Source organism: Enterovibrio gelatinilyticus (assembly GCF_028683095.1).
Classification (GTDB): domain Bacteria; phylum Pseudomonadota; class Gammaproteobacteria; order Enterobacterales; family Vibrionaceae; genus Enterovibrio; species Enterovibrio gelatinilyticus.
Window position 1 is genome coordinate 62,758 of record NZ_JAJUBC010000004.1, and the last position, 17,192, is coordinate 79,949.

Sequence of the window (17,192 nt, forward strand, 5' to 3'; positions counted from 1 at the left end):
TAAATAACGATATTTACATCCAAAAACTTCTTGTTCAACGCATCAAAATTGCATATGAAATTTTGGTCAGTACCCTATACCGACCTCCAAAAACAAGAAATACATAATGAACAAGAACAAAATTCTACCGTTGGCGATTGCTGCGGCACTTGGCTCTCTCTCTTCAACCTCTGTTATGGCTGCTGGCTTTCAGCTTGCAGAATACTCTGCAACAGGCCTAGGACGCGCTTACGCTGGCGAAGCAGCAATGGCGGACAATGCCTCTGCGCAATTCCGTAACCCAGCAATGCTGACGTATTTGGAAGGCACTCAAGTGTCTACCGGTCTTATCTATGTAGACCCAAATGTAGATGTCAATGGCACCACGACTCAAACAAATCCGCTTACGCAGCAATCAACCAAAACAGCGACGTCATCAAAAGACTTTGCAGACTCAGCGTTCATTCCAAACTTCTATGTGTCACACCAAGTGAATGACCAAGTTTTCCTTGGCCTAGCACTAAGCTCTAATTTTGGTATGCACACTAAACTGGATGACAGCTTCAAGGGCACCCAGTTTGGCAACGAAGCTTCTGTGATGACCATGGAAATTAACCCAAATGTTGCGTACCGCATCAACGACCAATTCTCTATCGGTGGTGGCGTGCGCTTTGTAATGGGTGAAGGCAGCATTGGTGCAAAGAGTTCGGCTGACTTTATGGGCGGTCTAGTTCCTTCGGGCACTACACTTAAATACATGGAAGGTGACGATACCTCTTGGGGTTGGCAAGCTGGTGCAGCATGGCAGATCAATCCAAACAACCGCGTCGGTTTTAACTATCGCTCAGAGGTTGATTTGAACCTTGAAGGTAATGCGAATGGTTTTGCGTTCAATAAAGAGAAATACTCTAATCCAATGAACTGGATGAGTAATGAACAATATGCTGGAAGCATGGCACTAACCCTTCCAGCAACGGCTGAATTGGCGAGTTACCATCAGCTAACTAATAAAGTTGCAGTGCACGCGAGCGTAAACTGGACAGATTGGAGTACCTTCGAAAAGCTGGAAGCAAACATTCCGTCTCTCCCTAACCCTTCACAAACCGTGAAACAGGAAAACTGGAAAGATAACTACCGCTTCGCAGTCGGTGCTACTTACGAGCTTAACGACAAAACACAACTTCGTTCGGGTGTGGCTTATGACACATCTGCTGTCGACGACGCAAACCGTACTATCACGATTCCAGAAACTGACCGTCTGTGGCTAAGCCTAGGTGCCGGCTATGCGTGGTCAAAAGATCTTACGCTGGATGCAGGCTTCACCTACATCTTCGCAAAAGACGCTGATGTTGTTGAACCACGCCCAGGTATTGAGTCTGATGCATCAGGTGCGCTATTCGGCGGCACATTTGAAGGCCAAACAACTGGCAGTGTATGGCTGGCTGGCGTTCAGGCGACATACCGCTTCTAAGGTAATGATAATTGGCGAACTAGATACCGCTCGCCTTTATCGTTGAAAAAAATGGCCACTCATTGAGTGGCCATTTTTGTTGCTATTTGTTTATACCAATTGGATTAAGTAGGTGGTCATAAATTTGCGCTGGGAAAATCGTCAAGAGCAAAGAAGATATTGCAGTAAGTAGTTATTCTACCTACAAAATATCTGACGCCGCTATTGTCGATTTTAACCAGCAAGAATGACCGAATATTTAATCAGATTGGTATTACTACTAGTTGCTATCTGTTTAGTACTAATAGTTATCTATTTCGTCTAACAAATCTTCGTCGAAATACGCATCATCAGGTTCAGGTTCTTCAATGGCTTGACCACCTCGTGCCTTGAAGTCTTTATGCTGTAAATATGCATCGCGGGCAAATGCATAAGGATCTGGAGAATTTTCCAGCAAAGGCTCTTGCGGCACAACAGCGGCTCGGCTTTCCATTCCATCGAGTGCCCACTTAATGATCGACTGCGGCAATGTCAGCAAGGACAATGGCGGATAAATATCGTCGACCAAGTCACCAGCACCTTCCCGTAGCGTTATCGGCCCATAAACTGGCACCATGAAGTAAGGGCCTTGACCAATATCGTAATAGCCCATGGCGTCGCCAAACTGACGGTCGTCTAGTTTTTGAATGTTCGCCGCAGAGGCTATATCAATTAGGCCGCCTAAACCAAACACGGTATTCAGCCAGAAACGATTAAAATGCGTTAATGCCGCATCACCTTCTAGCATCACAAGACTGTTTACCATGCTCGCGGGCTCTTCAAGGTTGCCGATAAAGTTAGAGAGACCGGTTCTTGCAAAGCTTGGCACAAAGTTGACGTAAGCCAGTGACACTGGACGCGCCACGTATGGGTCGAGGTAATCGTAGTTCAATGACCACATAACGCGATTGAAACCCTCAAAGGGGTCATTCGGGTGCGAAACATCAAACTCAGCGTTTGTTTCCGCATCGACAGTAGCGTCATCCGGCGACTGAGCACAGCCACTCAATCCAATGATCACGCCAACCGCTAATATCAGACGTTTCCACATCGTTTTTATCTTTCCTAAAAAATAGGCTGGTTATTCACCAGCCTTATCCATGTTTTCCCAAGTATACCTGAGTCGAATCAAAATGCATGTGTGGGTAAATACCCTGCATTGATCTTGTTCAGGGTTAACACCATCAGTTCTGTTGATTAATGATGATTTGAGATGACTCTCCCAGTGAAAATGGCTGGCTCTGACCATACCAATCACCGTCTTTGGTCATGACATTACCATCGCTATCAATGCGCGCTTTCACTAACACATTCGGCAAAGATGACATTAGACGCTCTGGGATCATGCTATCCGCATCGGTCAGTTCCACACTCAAGGGAAAGCGACTTAACGGCAAGCGTTTTGCCGCCACTGGCATCGGAGCACCGTCTGCCGAGTGTACTGATACAATAAGAACACCTTCATTAGAAACACTGACTTCGTCACCCAATGAAATAGTCACAGAAACACTTTGGCCGTTGCCAGCACCCGCTTGTGCTTGAGCACGTTCAATGCTGCGCTCTAACATAACACCACGCGGGTCATTTTCAGGAAGTAGTTGCTTCATCGTTGACCAAGCAGCAATGGCTTCATCAAAAGCACCACGTTCAAACGCTTCAAACGCGAGTAAAGACAGTGCCTGAAGATTGCCGTGATCTACCCTAACCACCTCACGAAGCATATCGCGTGCTTTGTTAACGTTGGTCTCATCGCCACTAAGCATGAGCGACTGCGCGTAGCCCAGTTTCACATCGCTATCTTCAGGCATCAATCGATAAGCTCGACTCATTGCACCTTCAGCGGTTTGAATATCGCGGTTCGCTAGACCAATACGCCCTAGCAATAACCAGCCCATCGCGTCATCAGGCGTTTGAGATAACTTGGTTCTCAGTGCTAACGTCAGATCAGCCATTTCCTGATCCGTCATCGGCTCTTGGCTGTCAGACATCAGTCGGCTTGATAACTCTGGCAATTTAGCCGCAGTTTCTTGCCAATGAACCACTTTCTGCTGGTTGCCCGTCGTCAAATACAGAGCGTAGCTCAGTATCACGAGAATCAATACGCCAGGCAGGAGCATCCAAGGTGCTACGGTACTTTGAGTTTGTACTTGCTTACTTTCTGGTACGTCATCTAACAGGGACTGTTGAAGCTCAACAGCCAACTCACCTTGGTTGTCCACCAAGCCTTCATCAGCTTCTTCATTCAGTTCATCCATGCGATCACGGAAAAATGCTTTATTTAGCTCGTCACGACTGGCCGCTTCATCTTGGTCTTTCCCACGATAAATCGGCACAACAAAGATCGCGACAGAGACAAGTACCATTAAGGCTGTGATCAGCCAGAACCACAATTCGGTCATCCGTTTGTATCCTTGTTATTTTTATTGGCGGACTGTTTCTCTGCCGCGTTATCACCTAACAGTGCAGCAAGACGCGCTTGCTCTTCTCCATCAAGTTCAACCTGTGCGGCTTTTGCTTTCGGTTTACGACTGCGCACTACCAACACGGTGAAGCCAATCAATACACACAGAACTGGGCCAGCCCACAAAATTAACGTCGATGCCGTCAGCGGCGGATTGTAGGTCACAAAGTTGCCGTAACGCGCAACCATGTATTCCACAATCTCATCTTCATTCTTGCCTTGCTTGAGCATCTCGTAGACCTTCAAGCGCAGATCTTGCGCCAAGCCTGCATTCGAATCGGCAATGTTGTTATTTTGACACTTAGGACAACGAAGCTCTTTCCCCAATTGGTGGAAAGCAGCTTCTTGTGCTGGGTCATCAAACTCATAAACCTCAATGGCTGCGGAGACCGAAAACGCCACGCTGCTTGCCAACACAAGTGCTAACCAAAAGCGCTTAATCATCCCTTAGCCTCCGCCAGCATTTGCTCATACATTGGCCCAAGCTTGTCTTGCCAATTTTGCGAATTTACATCGCCAACGTGGCGGTAACGAATCACACCGTTAGCATCAATAAGGAAGGTTTCTGGCGCACCATATACTCCCAAATCAAGGCCTAGCATACCGTTGCCATCAAACAAGCTGACCAAGTACGGGTTACCCAGTTGGTTTAACCAGCCAATCGCTTTTACACGATCATCTTTGTAGTTAAGACCAATAATCTTTACGCCATTTGCCGCCAATTCATTTAGGTAAGTATGCTCGGCATAACACGTTGGACACCACGTTGCCCAGACGTTGAGCAGCAGCGGTTGGCCTTTAAAGATGTCTTGATCATACAGCTTGCCCGCTTCGGTCAGATCTTCGAGACGGAACTCTGGCACTGGCTTACCCACCAGTACAGATTCCAACTTGGTTGGGTCATCACCGTCGGCGTTTTTACCTAATTGGATAAAAAACACCGCGACCAACACCATGAAAAGTACGAGCGGTATAAAAAGCAAAGGACGTTTCATGCTTACGCCTCCTTCACAGGTTCAGTAGATACGGTCGATTCCGATTTCTGACGGAAACGGTAGCGTTTGTCTGACATCGCCAATATGCCACCTATGGACATGACCAATGCACCAAACCAGATCCAGCGAACAAACGGCTTATAGTAAATTCGAATCGCCCACGCACCATCAGGTAGACGCTCACCCATGGCAATGTACAAATCGCGAGTAATGCCGCGATCGATATCGGCTTCCGTCATCATTGAGCGCTGCACGGTGTAAAAACGCTTCTCTGCATGCAAAGTGTTAATGCGCTTGTCACCACGATAGATGTCAAAATCAGCCACGTAACCGTCATAGTTCGGACCGTCTTTGTCACGCAGACCTTGGAAGTGGAAATCGTAACCTTGGATTTCTACGCGATCGCCCGGTGCCATCTTCACATCACGTTCGATGTCATAATTTTGCACCATAGCGATGCCTAATATTGAGATAGCAAGACCGATATGGCCGAATACCATTGCCCAGTGACTTCTGCCTAACTTGCCAAGCCCTGCCATAAAGTCATGGCGATGCGTTGCACGCTGATAGACTTCGACAGATTGCATGATAATGACCCATAGGCCCATCACCGCACCTAAGGCTGCAAGTGGTTTAAACACGTCAGCAAAGAACCAAACGAGTCCAATACCCAAGGTGACTGAAATCAGGCCACTGACAATCACTTCTTTTTTCACGTTTTTAAGGTTGTCTCGCTTCCATCGGATCAGCGGACCAATACCGAGCAAAAAGACAAAAGGAACAGAAAGCCACGTAAACAAAAGATTGAAGAAAGGTTCACCGATGGACACAGACCCTAAACCAATCTGTTTGTGAACCAAAGGCAATAGCGTACCAAGAAGCACGACCATGAGCGCAGCGACCAAAAAGATATTGTTCGCTAGCAGTACGTTTTCACGTGATACCAATTCAAAGTTACCGCGTGAACGCACCTCTGAAGCACGTAATGCGTAGAGCAGCAATGAACCACCAATGACTGCCACGAGGAAGGCAAGAATAAACAAACCACGCGCGGGATCGGACGCAAACGCATGAACCGAGACCAACACGCCGGAACGAACTAAGAATGTGCCGAGTAGACTGAGCGAGAAGGCAGAAATCGCCAATAGTACGGTCCACGCTTTAAACGTGCCGCGTTTTTCCGTTACCGCGAGCGAGTGCATCAAAGCGGTACCTGCCAACCAAGGCATGAATGAAGCGTTTTCTACTGGATCCCAGAACCACCAGCCACCCCAGCCAAGTTCGTAGTAAGCCCACCAAGAGCCCAGTGCGATACCCAGCGTCAAAAATACCCATGCAGCCGTTGTCCAAGGACGAGACCAACGCGCCCACGCCGTATCAAGGCGACCCGCCATCAAAGAAGCGATCGCAAACGCAAACGCGACGGAGAAACCGACATAGCCCATGTATAACATTGGCGGGTGAACAATTAGACCCGGATCTTGAAGCAGCGGGTTAAGATCGCGTCCATCGACGGGGAAGTATGGCAAAGTGCGTTCAAATGGATTTGATGTCACGATGATAAATAGCAAGAAGCCTACGCCAATCATCCCCATAACAGCGAGTACACGAGCAACCGACTCTTGCGGCATACCACGGCTAAATACCGCCACAGCCAGCGTCCAACCTGCTTGGATCAACACCCAAAGTAGCAAAGACCCTTCATGCGCACCCCAAACCGCCGTCAGCCGGTAGTACCACGGCAATGCACTGTTTGAGTTACTCGCCACATAACTGACGGTAAAATCGTTGGCGTAAAATGCCCAACTCAGTGCGATAAATGACATCAGCAACATCAAGAACATGCCGATAGCCAGTGGTCGCGCTGAGCGCATCATGGCTTGGTTTCCGATCTGCGCACCCCACAGTGGGTAGATACTCAGTAGGACCGAAAATCCCAAAGATATAATCAGGGCAAAATGCCCCAGTTCAGCAATCATTAGTAGCTACCTTGTTTTTGCTGTTCAGTGTATTCAAGCGGTTGGTGATTTTTGTTCATCGCTTCTGCAATTTCAGGTGGCATGTATTCTTCATCATGCTTAGCAAGCACTTCCTGTGCACGAACAGTGGTCGCATTCACCAGCTCACCTTGTGCCACGATGCCCTGCCCTTCGCGGAACAAGTCAGGGAGAATACCGTCAAACTCAACCGTTACCGCTGGGCCAATGTCTGCCACTTTAAACGTAACTTTCAATGATTCAGGGTCACGGCTTACTGAATCTTCAACCACCATGCCGCCAATACGTAAACGCTGACCAACATAAGGTTTCGAACCATCCGGCTTACCTTCCACGATTTCGGTTGGGGTATAGAACAAGTCCATATTTTGATTTAACGCATACACCACTAAACCAACCGTTGCGCCTACACCAAACACTAGAGCGAGAGCTAGCCCTAAGCGTTTCTTGCGTCTTGGGTTCATAACGTGTTCTCCATATTTTGGGCTTTCTTGATTCGTTGCTCTCGGGCAACTCTGTTCTTTATTTCACGAATAAGTTTGCGACGAGTGAAGTGAGCCGAACATACGACCCAAAACATAGCCAAAAATGTAATCGCAAATGCACTCCACACATAGCCGGCATAGCCACCCATATCTAGAAATGCGGAGAAGGAACTAAAATGCATGATTAGGCTCTCTCTACCAATTCACGTGCCCAAGGACGATGCGACTCGCGCTGCAGGATTTTGTTTTTTAGCGCCATCAAGGTCGCCGCACCAAAGAACAAAGCAAAACCTATAATGTTTAACAACAGAGGCCAAAGCATGTCTGACGCGATAGACGGTTTGGCGAATTTGGTAATAGTCGCCCCTTGGTGTAGGGTGTTCCACCATTCTACCGAGAAGTGAATGATCGGCAGGTTAATAACCCCAACCATGGCAAGAATGCCTGCAGCACGGCCTGCTGTGCGATCATCTTCAAACGCATTATACAGTGCGATAACACCCAAATAGAGAAACAGCAGAATCAACTCTGAGGTTAGACGAGCATCCCATACCCACCAAGCACCCCACATTGGCTTACCCCATATTGCGCCAGTGACTAGCGCAATAAACGTAAACACAGCACCTACGGGTGCCATCGCGGCTGCAGCCCAATCAGAGGTTTTAATTTGCCAAACCATGCCTATGAATGCCGCGATCGCCATCGACATGTATGCACCCATTGACCAAATAGCCGCCGGCACATGAATGTAAATGATACGGAAGCTGTCACCTTGCTGATAGTCGGACGGCGCAAACGCCAACCCCCACACCGTTCCGGTAACCAGAGACAACAATGCCAGCACAGCAAACCATGGCAGAAGCGTGTTACATAGCTTGTAGGTTGCTTCTGGCTTGGCATAAGGATGAAGCCATTTCCACATTACTCAATCGCTCTTATTTAATTATAAAATTTGGGTTATTGAACGCTCACGCGCAGCGCTGCAGATACTGCAAACGGTGACAACGTTGCTGAACCAACCAATAGTGCGCCTAAAATGGCCAATTGACCGTTAATTGGGAAACCATTCGACGCCATATCAATCGCAGATGTTGCAAAAATTAATACTGGGATGAAAAGCGGCAATACGAGCAAACTCAAAAGCACGCCACCTTTACGAAGACCAACCGTTAGCGCTACACCAATCGCGCCCAAAAAGCTCAGTGTGGGAGTACCTAACAGTAGGGTCAATACCACAGCTTGATAAGTCGCCCAATCCAAAGAAAGCAATACGGCTAATAGTGGGCTTATGATCAAAAGCGGCAAGCCCGTCAGTAGCCAATGCGCCACTATTTTGGCAAAGGCCAATACTGATAATGGTTCGGGCATGAGCAACATTTGCTCCAGCGAACCATCAATAAAATCATCGCGAAACAGACGCTCTAACGACAGGACCGCTGCCAGCAATGCAGCCACCCAAATAATACCGGGGGCAATGTCCGCCAATAAGTTTGGTCCAGGGCCAACACCTAAAGGGAACAACATAATAACGATAATGAAAAACCACAACGGGTTAAGCATGTCTGATTGGCGACGAAACGCGATCATCAGTTCTCGTCGAATCATTTGATACATGGCTGAGCCCATCATTCACCCAACCTAACGCGACGCAACAACGTATTGCCTTCAAACATATCTTGGTGCGTAGTAAACAACACCATACCGCCCCCATTCACATGTTCCTGAAAGAGAGTCTCCAATACCTTTACGCCTTGTTTATCGATGGCGGTCAGAGGCTCATCCAGAATCCAAAGCTTTGATTGGCTAATCCAAAGCCTCGCTAACGCCACTCGACGGTTTTGCCCAGCCGACAATTGAGCCGCAGGCACATCTTCTCTTCCTGCTAAACCAACACGTGCCAACGCATCCCACAACACAGACTCATCAGCGTCACCGTGCATCTGCTGGTAAAAAGCAAGATTTTCAAACGCAGTGAGCTCTCGCTTCACACCTGCACTATGACCAAGGAAAAGCAAGTTACTGTAGAACTCTTCTCTTACCTTGGTAACGGATTGTCCTTGCCAGCGCACATCGCCAGATTCAGCCAAACCCAAGCCCGCAATGATTCTCAATAGGGTGGTTTTGCCCGCGCCGTTGGGGCCTTCAACTTGCACAAGTTCACCGGGTGACACGGTAAAACATAGATCTTCAAACAATACTCGTTCATCACGAATACTGCTGAGTTGATGCACTTCCAACATGAGAAATTAGCGTTCCCGGTAAAGTATTCAAAATTATGCCCGATAATAACATAGAGGGTTTTAGACCGTTAGCGGTGCGATAACGGTCTGGCACGTCGAGCGTTAATAATTGTGAGTAAATATGAAAATAGATAACACCAGCAACATCAAAGTACTAACGCTTGAATCCATTAAGAGCAATCTCCATGAGAAATTGTTGAATATTGGTCAAGAAAAAGCCGTGCAGCTCCCTCAAACACAGCTTGCTTCTTCACAACTTTCGCAAGTACTCAGACTGATCAATCTCTTTCCCTTGTTGATGCATTCACCTTCACTTTCTTCACCAGCCAAAGCCCCCGACACCCATGCACTCAATACCACCATGACACCTAGCATGCTGAGTATCTTGCTAAAAACGCTTGTGATGCCAAACACACCAGAACTGGCCGCAAAATGGCTATCAAATCGGCAATCAGACAAAGCCCTACTCGATGCCTTGCGTCAAGTAACAACGTCGATGGCAGACAATGATGGCAATGGAAAAATCAAAGCGCTATTGATGCTGTTAACGGAGCAAAGAGTGCTCGAAGGAAATAAAACCAATGAATATCATTGGTACTTCCCTCTTAGCCATGTATCTCCCACACCTGTTCATATCACAGCCAAGAAAAAGACCCTCGGAAGACGAAAAAAGTCCCACTGGAGCATCAGCGTCAATCTCACACTGTCAAAACGTCGACACCTCACAGCGACGGCAGATATCTACGATCAGTCTTTAGCGTTGCGATTTACCACTGACTCAGCGAGCCTAGAGAAACTAATCGAACAATCGCTTCCCGCGCTAGAGCAACAATTGAGTAAGCATCATATTTGCGTCTCTCAGTGCGAGATTAACGTCAGTGAGAACACAGAGCCAACATCGGTAGAACACGGAGTGAACATTCAAGTATGAAGAATCCCAAAGCAGCCATCGCCCTTCGCTATGATGGGGTCAATGCGCCACAAGTTAGCGCAAAAGGATACGACGCATTGGCGGAAAAACTGATTGAAGAAATGGAGAAAAATGGAGGGTTGGTGCATAGCGATGAAGCGCTAATGAACTGGCTTTCTGCTTTGGAGATTGGAGATGAAGTACCAGAGTCTGTGTATCTGGTTATTGCTGAATTGATTGCATTCGCATGGTATTTAGACGGACAAACCCCGCCCGGGTGGGAAGGGTCTGTCGTTAACCAATCGGTGTAAGCACCATTGGTCTTTGCGAGACGCTTTAGCTGAGGGACGACAAAAAAGCCTTGTCGCACCCATTTATCACCGAGATTTCATCAATCACGGTGCCAGCCTTAGGAAGTCATTGAGAGTGACTATCTCACCAGTCGTTGCTTTCGGATGCTCAACAAAAGTTCCGCTTCTGCTTTAGGAAGATCACACTCTTCCATTAGCTCATGAATATCAGCACCCAGTTCAACCATCTTACTTGCCCGGCTATACAGTCGGCCATCTGGATCGTGCATTTCCAGCTCGTTTTGCTTATCTACCAAGTCATCGAATCGTTGGGATAGCTCAGCAAGCTTTTGGCTCATACCAATTGAGCCAGCACGCAATTCATTAAATTGCTTTGATAAACTCTCATGTTGTTGGCGAGAGTTTTTAAACAACAACTCCATGGCTTGGAATTTAGCATCCAGAGTCAATCTCGCTTTCTTCTCTCTGCGTATTAGCACGAACGCAACCACCGCTACGATGATAGACACACCGAGCGGTAGCCAGTGCAACACGACGTCAAGCATTAGAGCATAGCCATGTCTGACCACTCGTCATCAGAGAGTAGCTTGTTCAAATCAACAAGGATTAGCAGGCTGCCATTGCGGTTGCTAACGCCTTGAATGAACTTAGCACTTTCATCCGTACCCACACTTGGTGTGGTGTCGATTTCAGATGTTTTGAGGTAAACCACCTCAGCCACACTGTCGACCATAATACCGATGACTTGTGATTCAGCTTCGATAACAATCACACGAGTGTTATCGCTTACATCGCCTTGCATCAAGCCAAAGCGAGAGCGAGTATCGATAACTGTAACCACGTTGCCACGAAGGTTAATGATGCCCAGTACATAGTCTGGTGCACCTGGTACCGGCGCGATTTCGGAATAGCGTAAAACTTCTCTAACCTGCATAACGTTAATGCCGTAGGTTTCCTCTTCCAGCTGGAAGGTCACCCACTGTAGGACCTCGTCATTCACGTTATCTTTTTGAACTTCAGCTACCTGAGACATTTGTTTTCCTCTTTACGTGCTGTGCTGCGTCAATTACGCCAACGCGTTGGCATCTATACCTTGATTTAGCATGGCAATCAGCGCTTCGACGTGAATCAATGCGCACATTTTTTCTTTTACTAGTCCGGCCAACCAAGGCCGTTTGCCTGCTTGTTCACGCCATCGCACTTGCTCTCCCTTGAGGGACTCTGTGCCTAAAAGGGAATTGCATGCCAATCCCCATTTACTGTCACCCAAGAGCACAATATAACTATAGCCTTCGCGATGGCTGTTATCCGTTATTTTTTCTGGCATTACCCACTTCGCGGTATCGACAACATCAAGCTGTTGATCTCGCTCGGTTTGCAAGCCCAAATACCAGTCTGGTCGACCAATCAAATGATTACAGTCTTCTAGCCGATGAATACCACCCAACTCTGCCAGTGGCACAGCATACGTCACACCAAATGACTCAAAGAACAGCACTTGAAACGCATGCTCTGAAGCAATGTTCTTCCAAGGTGGTGCGATATCTTCGCCTTCTTGAACCTCAGGTTCTGCGTCCGTCTCAATATCCGACTCAACATACGCCACTTCGTCTTCGAGAATGTCTTCCGATACGGGTGTCTCAATCTGTTCAACGACCATGTCGTCAATACCAATATCGACTTGTGGTTCGACATAAGCCGTTTCGGTAGCAATATCTTCTACTACTGTCGTTTCTGAGTAGGTCTGTATGTCGACGACCACATCGTCAACGACATGATTTTGCTCAAGTACTTCGACAGGTGAATCTGTGTCGACGTTTGTCTCGAGGTTTATCGCGACCTCTGTTTCTGTTTCTGTTTCTATCGCGATTTCAGCCTCAACCTCGGCTTGAACTTCAACCTCTGCTTGGACTTCAACCTCAACGTCAACTAGCTCTTCTACTTCGACCTCTAACCCATCTTCAAGCTGAAGCTGACTGAGCAACTTCTCAACCGAAGACAAATCACGCTGTTGTTTCGTGAGCGTGGCGCCAGCAAACAGCGGGATCGCTTCAACCTTTGCGGGCTGCAATTTTAACTCAGTGACGCCTGCGACATCTGTTGTCACATCCGTGTCTGTCCGCTGCTGATCATCATCTTCCAGCAACGCATCAAAATAATCGTCCAGCGCCTGAACACTGGATAACGCACGGCTATCTTTCATCCTGTTCCAGTCGCTCCAAATAAGAAAGCAGCGTTTTGTATGCAAAAACGCCGCGACAATTCTTCGCGTAATACGATGGAGGCATATGCTTTAAGCTCGCATCACGGAATTTCGTGTCAATCGGTACTGCGGATGTCCAAACCTGATCGGGGTAACGCACTTTCAGCTCTTGTAATGTTTCCAAAGACGCACGGGTACGCTTATCGTACATGGTTGGAACAATACACACTTTAAAAGCAGAACTGCGTGATTTCTGCATGATCTGTAAAGTGCGAATCATGCGCTCCAAGCCTTTCATGGCCAAGAACTCAGTCTGAACAGGAATGAGAATACGGTTACTCGCCGCTAGTGCATTCACCATCATTACCCCCAAGATCGGCGGGCAATCGATAAGTGCATAGTCGTATTCGTCTTCTAGGCAAGCCAATGTCTTTTTAAGCATTAGCCCCATGCCCCCTCGATTTCCCATTGCTCTGTCCAATGTCGCAAGTGACATATGAGAAGGCAGTAAGTCGAGGTTCTTATATTCTGTGTTTAGAATAAGTGGTTTAACCGTATCTCGGCTTATAGTCTGGAGTTGAAACAGGTCAAAAAGCGTTTGTGGCAACGTCTCTGAATCGTAATTCAGATACGTCGTTAACGAAGCGTGGGGATCGGTGTCGATCAACAATACGCGCTTGTTTCTTTCACTGAGAAGCCCAGCAAGCGTAATGGTTGAGGTTGTTTTCCCAACACCGCCCTTCTGGTTTGCAATGCTCCAAACTATCACAGCCGCTCCTTATACCAGATTGAGCTCAACGAGGATCCGTTCGGCAATACGATCAAGAGGTAAATCTTCTGTAGAAATTCCTGCTTTTGCCACTGCTTGCGGCATCCCGTAAACCACACAGCTATCTTCGTCTTGCGCCCAAACGGTTGAACCTTGTTGTTTCAGCATTCTCGCGCCATCTCGGCCATCAGCACCCATTCCGGTGAGTACCATCGATAGCACTTTATCGCCATATACATTTGCAGCAGAGCCAAAAGTCACATCAACACATGGCTTATAGTTCATTCGATCGCCGCCATCAATGATTTTGACACGGGTAGCGCCTGGGCGTCCATCGATCATCATCTGCATACCGCCTGGCGCTAAATATGCCGTCCCAGCCTTGAGTGGTTCGCCGTCTTGCGCTTCTTTCACTGAAATTTTGCAAAGGCCATTGAGACGTTGTGCAAAAGCCGAAGTAAATGTGGAAGGCATATGCTGAATCAACAAAATGGGCATTGGGTAATTAGCAGGCAATGCACTCAGCACTTTTTGTAATGCAACCGGCCCACCCGTTGAGGTACCAATCGCCGTCAATTGATAGCGTTTGCCGCTGGCTTTGAAACGCCCCATTGGCGTGACTGGACGTGCTGGTGGGGTCGCCGTTGCTAGACCGCTACTCGCCATTGGTCGAGTCGGTGTTCGTGTTGGGGTCGCACCAGAAGACAATGATGTTGCCATTGCGGGTGCAGGCGTGACTGCAGGACGGCGCATAAACGTGCGTTTACGCGCTATTTCGTTTACACGCTGTTGAAGCAGTTTGACTGCGTCATCACGGTTGCGCGCAATATCTTCGAATTTTTTCGGCAAGAAATCGAGCGCACCAGCATCTAACGCATCCAACGTCGCTTTGGCACCATCATGTGTCAGTGAAGAGAACATCAAAATTGGCGTCGGATTAGTGCGCATAATCTCGCGCACCGCCGTAATGCCATCCATCACAGGCATTTCGATGTCCATCGTGATTACATCAGGTTTTAGCTTTGCCGCTTTGTCGACGGCCTCTTTACCATTGACTGCACAGTCAATAACTTCAAGACGCGGATCCCCGTTAATAATTTCACTCACTCGGCGGCGGAAAAAGCTTGAATCATCCACCACCAAAACTTTCACTGACATGTCATTCCTTATAATTATTATCGGCCAGCGTAACGCTTAAGCAGATTTGGCACGTCCAAAATCAATGCAATATGACCATCACTGGTGATCGTTGCACCCGCCATGCCCGGCGTACCTTGCAGCAGTTCATCCAATGGTTTGATCACCACTTCTTCTTGTCCAATCAATGAGTCCACCACAAATGCGATAGGTTGATGTCCCATTTGAACAATCACAACATGGCCGCTATCTCTGACTGACGCACGCGTTTTGCACAGCCAATCTTGTAGATAAAACAATGGAATAGCTTTCTCACGAACAATGATAGTCAATTGACCGTCCACTGTATTGGTGCGAGACAAATCCAAGCTTATGATTTCATTAACATTAGACAATGGGAATGCAAATGGGTTGTTACCAATACCCACCATTAGCGTTGGAAGTATCGCCAACGTCAACGGCACTTTGATTGAAATAATCGTTCCGCGACCCAATACGGAATCGATAGAAATCGTACCGTTCAGCTGGGTGATCGCAGTTTTTACTACATCCATGCCTACACCACGACCCGAGATATCAGAAATCTCAGTCTTGGTGGAGAAGCCTGGTGCAAAAATCAGATTAAATGCTTCGGTATCCGTCAAACGGGCAGCTGCATCAACGTCCAAAACACCACGATTCACCGCGATACCACGGAGTTTTTCCGCATCCATACCGCCGCCATCATCTTCGATGGTTAGCAGAATATGGTCACCTTCTTGTGACGCCGCCAACGTAACGGTGCCCACACGAGGCTTACCATTTTGCTCACGAACATCTGGCATTTCTATGCCGTGGTCAACCGAGTTACGCACCAAGTGGACCATTGGGTCAGCGAGTGCTTCAACCAAGTTTTTATCAAGGTCCGTTTCTTCGCCGCGCATTTCAAGCACGATATCTTTCTTAAGGCTTCGCGCTAAGTCGCGTACAACGCGAGGGAAACGACCAAACACTTTCTTGATCGGCTGCATACGCGTTTGCATCACTGCGCCTTGCAAATCAGCCGTTACAACATCAAGGTTGGTAACCGCTTTCGCCATATGCTCGTCATCACTGTTCGCGCCCAGACTCACCAAACGGTTACGCACCAACACTAGCTCACCGACCATATTCATGATGGTGTCGAGTGTTGACGTATTCACACGAACGGTTTGCTCTGGTTGAGCAACAGGTGTTTTCTTCTCTTCCACTTTTGCAGGTGGCTTGGCAACGGTTGCTGGTGGCTTAGCTGCTGGCGCTTCTGCTTTTGGAGCTGGTGCAGGGGCAGGCTTTGGCTCCACTTTTGGTGCAGCTGCGGGCGCTGGCGGACTCTTTGACGCATCTGCTTCGATTGGGCTTTTACCCTGTCCGTGCAGTTCGTCTAACAGTTTTTCAAATTCGTCATCAGTGATTTCATCACTGCTTGGGCTTTCAACCGATGAGTTTTGTGGTGGTGGTGTCGCCTGAGCAGCATCACCATCAAGCGCCGGCCCCTTGCCCGAGCCATGAAGCTCGTCTAGCAGACGGTCAAATTCATCATCTGTCATGTCACCACTGTCCGCAGCGGGAGCCGGTGCGGCTGCCTCGCTTGGCTCTGAGCCATTCGCAGTAGGAGATTGACCTTTACCGTGCAGTTGATCGAGCAAACGGTCGAATTCATCATCGGTAATTTCGTCGACAGAGTCACCAGCTATTGCTTCGCCTCCCTGAGCTGGGGCTTCAGCCACAACTTCGGGTTCAGGTTCAGGTTCTGGTTCTGGCTCAGGCGCTACAGCTTCTGGCTCGGCTTCGTCTTCTGAAGCAGGTTTGGCATACTTGTGCAATGCTTCCAACAATGCTGGGTCAGCCGCTGGGGCTGGTTCGCTTTGTTGCACGCATGCAAACTGCTCATTCACCGTATCAAGCGCCTGCAGAATAATATCCATGACTTCAGCGTTGAGTGGACGGCCACCGTTACGGAGGTTATCAAAAATATTTTCAGCACCGTGGCAAGTATCTACCAGCTCTGTGAGTGACAAAAAGCCTGCGCCACCTTTAACCGTGTGAAATCCTCGGAAAATTGCATTCAGCAAATCTCGGTCGTCTGGTGTTTTTTCCAGATCCACGAGTTGTTCGGACAATAGTTCTAGAATTTCCCCTGCTTCGATCAAAAAGTCCTGCAGGATTTCTTCATCCATTTCAAAGCTCATAACGCACCC

The 17,192-nt window shown here is 48.0% G+C and carries 19 protein-coding genes; 3 read left to right on the plus strand and 16 right to left on the minus strand.

Annotated features, from left to right (window positions below; all coding sequences use genetic code 11):
• The first annotated feature begins 106 nt into the window (after positions 1-106).
• Positions 107-1,450 carry an outer membrane protein transport protein gene (locus LRP50_RS04665; protein WP_274163334.1) on the plus strand — a complete coding sequence of 448 codons (1,344 nt, stop codon included), beginning with the start codon at positions 107-109 and terminating at the stop codon, positions 1,448-1,450.
• A gap of 280 nt (positions 1,451-1,730) precedes the next feature.
• Here LRP50_RS04665 and LRP50_RS04670 read toward each other — a convergent pair whose 3' ends face one another.
• From LRP50_RS04670 to ccmA, 10 genes are all read right to left on the minus strand, one after another.
• Complete coding sequence (locus LRP50_RS04670) at positions 1,731-2,519, minus strand: MlaA family lipoprotein (RefSeq protein ID WP_274163335.1); 789 nt, start codon at positions 2,517-2,519, stop codon at positions 1,731-1,733.
• Positions 2,520-2,652: 133 nt separating this feature from the next.
• Positions 2,653-3,867 carry a c-type cytochrome biogenesis protein CcmI gene (gene ccmI, locus LRP50_RS04675; RefSeq protein WP_274163336.1) on the minus strand — a complete coding sequence of 405 codons (1,215 nt, stop codon included), beginning with the start codon at positions 3,865-3,867 and terminating at the stop codon, positions 2,653-2,655.
• Positions 3,864-4,370: a cytochrome c-type biogenesis protein gene (locus LRP50_RS04680; RefSeq protein ID WP_274163506.1), complete on the minus strand. Its 507-nt coding sequence runs from the start codon at positions 4,368-4,370 to the stop codon at positions 3,864-3,866. Before LRP50_RS04680 ends, ccmI begins: the two co-directional genes overlap by 4 nt.
• Positions 4,370-4,924, minus strand: coding sequence for a DsbE family thiol:disulfide interchange protein (locus LRP50_RS04685; RefSeq protein WP_274163337.1), 555 nt, complete (start codon positions 4,922-4,924; stop codon positions 4,370-4,372). The genes LRP50_RS04680 and LRP50_RS04685 overlap by 1 nt, the downstream gene beginning before the upstream one ends.
• 2 nt (positions 4,925-4,926) lie before the next feature.
• A complete protein-coding gene (locus tag LRP50_RS04690) occupies positions 4,927-6,903 on the minus strand; it encodes a heme lyase CcmF/NrfE family subunit (RefSeq protein WP_274163338.1) in 1,977 nt (658 codons plus the stop codon).
• Positions 6,903-7,385 (minus strand): cytochrome c maturation protein CcmE, encoded by a 483-nt coding sequence (gene ccmE, locus LRP50_RS04695; protein ID WP_274163339.1) that lies wholly within the window; start codon positions 7,383-7,385, stop codon positions 6,903-6,905. Before ccmE ends, LRP50_RS04690 begins: the two co-directional genes overlap by 1 nt.
• The gene (ccmD, locus tag LRP50_RS04700; RefSeq protein WP_274163340.1) at positions 7,382-7,588 is read right to left on the minus strand and encodes a heme exporter protein CcmD; all 207 of its coding nucleotides are present in this window, start codon (positions 7,586-7,588) and stop codon (positions 7,382-7,384) included. Before ccmD ends, ccmE begins: the two co-directional genes overlap by 4 nt.
• A gap of 2 nt (positions 7,589-7,590) precedes the next feature.
• A complete protein-coding gene (locus tag LRP50_RS04705; protein ID WP_274163341.1) occupies positions 7,591-8,328 on the minus strand; it encodes a heme ABC transporter permease in 738 nt (245 codons plus the stop codon).
• Positions 8,329-8,363: 35 nt separating this feature from the next.
• Entirely contained in the window at positions 8,364-9,032 is a 669-nt protein-coding gene (gene ccmB / locus LRP50_RS04710; protein WP_274163507.1) for a heme exporter protein CcmB, read from the minus strand.
• Entirely contained in the window at positions 9,032-9,646 is a 615-nt protein-coding gene (gene ccmA, locus LRP50_RS04715) for a cytochrome c biogenesis heme-transporting ATPase CcmA (protein ID WP_274163342.1), read from the minus strand. Before ccmA ends, ccmB begins: the two co-directional genes overlap by 1 nt.
• 121 nt (positions 9,647-9,767) lie before the next feature.
• On the opposite strand from ccmA, the gene LRP50_RS04720 reads away from it, so the two are divergent.
• Together LRP50_RS04720 and LRP50_RS04725 are read left to right on the plus strand one after the other, a co-directional pair.
• On the plus strand, positions 9,768-10,577 hold the full coding sequence (locus tag LRP50_RS04720) for a flagellar hook-length control protein FliK (protein WP_274163343.1): 810 nt from the start codon (positions 9,768-9,770) through the stop codon (positions 10,575-10,577).
• Positions 10,574-10,867 carry an EscU/YscU/HrcU family type III secretion system export apparatus switch protein gene (locus LRP50_RS04725; RefSeq protein WP_274163344.1) on the plus strand — a complete coding sequence of 98 codons (294 nt, stop codon included), beginning with the start codon at positions 10,574-10,576 and terminating at the stop codon, positions 10,865-10,867. Before LRP50_RS04720 ends, LRP50_RS04725 begins: the two co-directional genes overlap by 4 nt.
• 119 nt (positions 10,868-10,986) lie before the next feature.
• Here LRP50_RS04725 and LRP50_RS04730 read toward each other — a convergent pair whose 3' ends face one another.
• The 6 genes from LRP50_RS04730 to LRP50_RS04755 are packed head-to-tail and all read right to left on the minus strand — an operon-like array spanning position 10,987 to position 17,183.
• Positions 10,987-11,412 carry a DUF2802 domain-containing protein gene (locus tag LRP50_RS04730; protein ID WP_274163345.1) on the minus strand — a complete coding sequence of 142 codons (426 nt, stop codon included), beginning with the start codon at positions 11,410-11,412 and terminating at the stop codon, positions 10,987-10,989.
• On the minus strand, positions 11,412-11,900 hold the full coding sequence (locus LRP50_RS04735; RefSeq protein WP_028024799.1) for a chemotaxis protein CheW: 489 nt from the start codon (positions 11,898-11,900) through the stop codon (positions 11,412-11,414). Before LRP50_RS04735 ends, LRP50_RS04730 begins: the two co-directional genes overlap by 1 nt.
• 33 nt (positions 11,901-11,933) lie before the next feature.
• Positions 11,934-13,070 carry a chemotaxis protein CheW gene (locus LRP50_RS04740; RefSeq protein ID WP_274163346.1) on the minus strand — a complete coding sequence of 379 codons (1,137 nt, stop codon included), beginning with the start codon at positions 13,068-13,070 and terminating at the stop codon, positions 11,934-11,936.
• Positions 13,060-13,839, minus strand: a complete 780-nt coding sequence (locus LRP50_RS04745) for a ParA family protein (protein WP_274163347.1) — start codon at positions 13,837-13,839, stop codon at positions 13,060-13,062. The genes LRP50_RS04740 and LRP50_RS04745 overlap by 11 nt, the downstream gene beginning before the upstream one ends.
• Positions 13,840-13,848: 9 nt before the next feature.
• Positions 13,849-14,997, minus strand: coding sequence for a protein-glutamate methylesterase/protein-glutamine glutaminase (locus LRP50_RS04750; RefSeq protein WP_274163348.1), 1,149 nt, complete (start codon positions 14,995-14,997; stop codon positions 13,849-13,851).
• A gap of 17 nt (positions 14,998-15,014) precedes the next feature.
• Positions 15,015-17,183 carry a chemotaxis protein CheA gene (locus tag LRP50_RS04755; RefSeq protein WP_274163349.1) on the minus strand — a complete coding sequence of 723 codons (2,169 nt, stop codon included), beginning with the start codon at positions 17,181-17,183 and terminating at the stop codon, positions 15,015-15,017.
• Between the last annotated feature and the right edge of the window lie 9 nt (positions 17,184-17,192).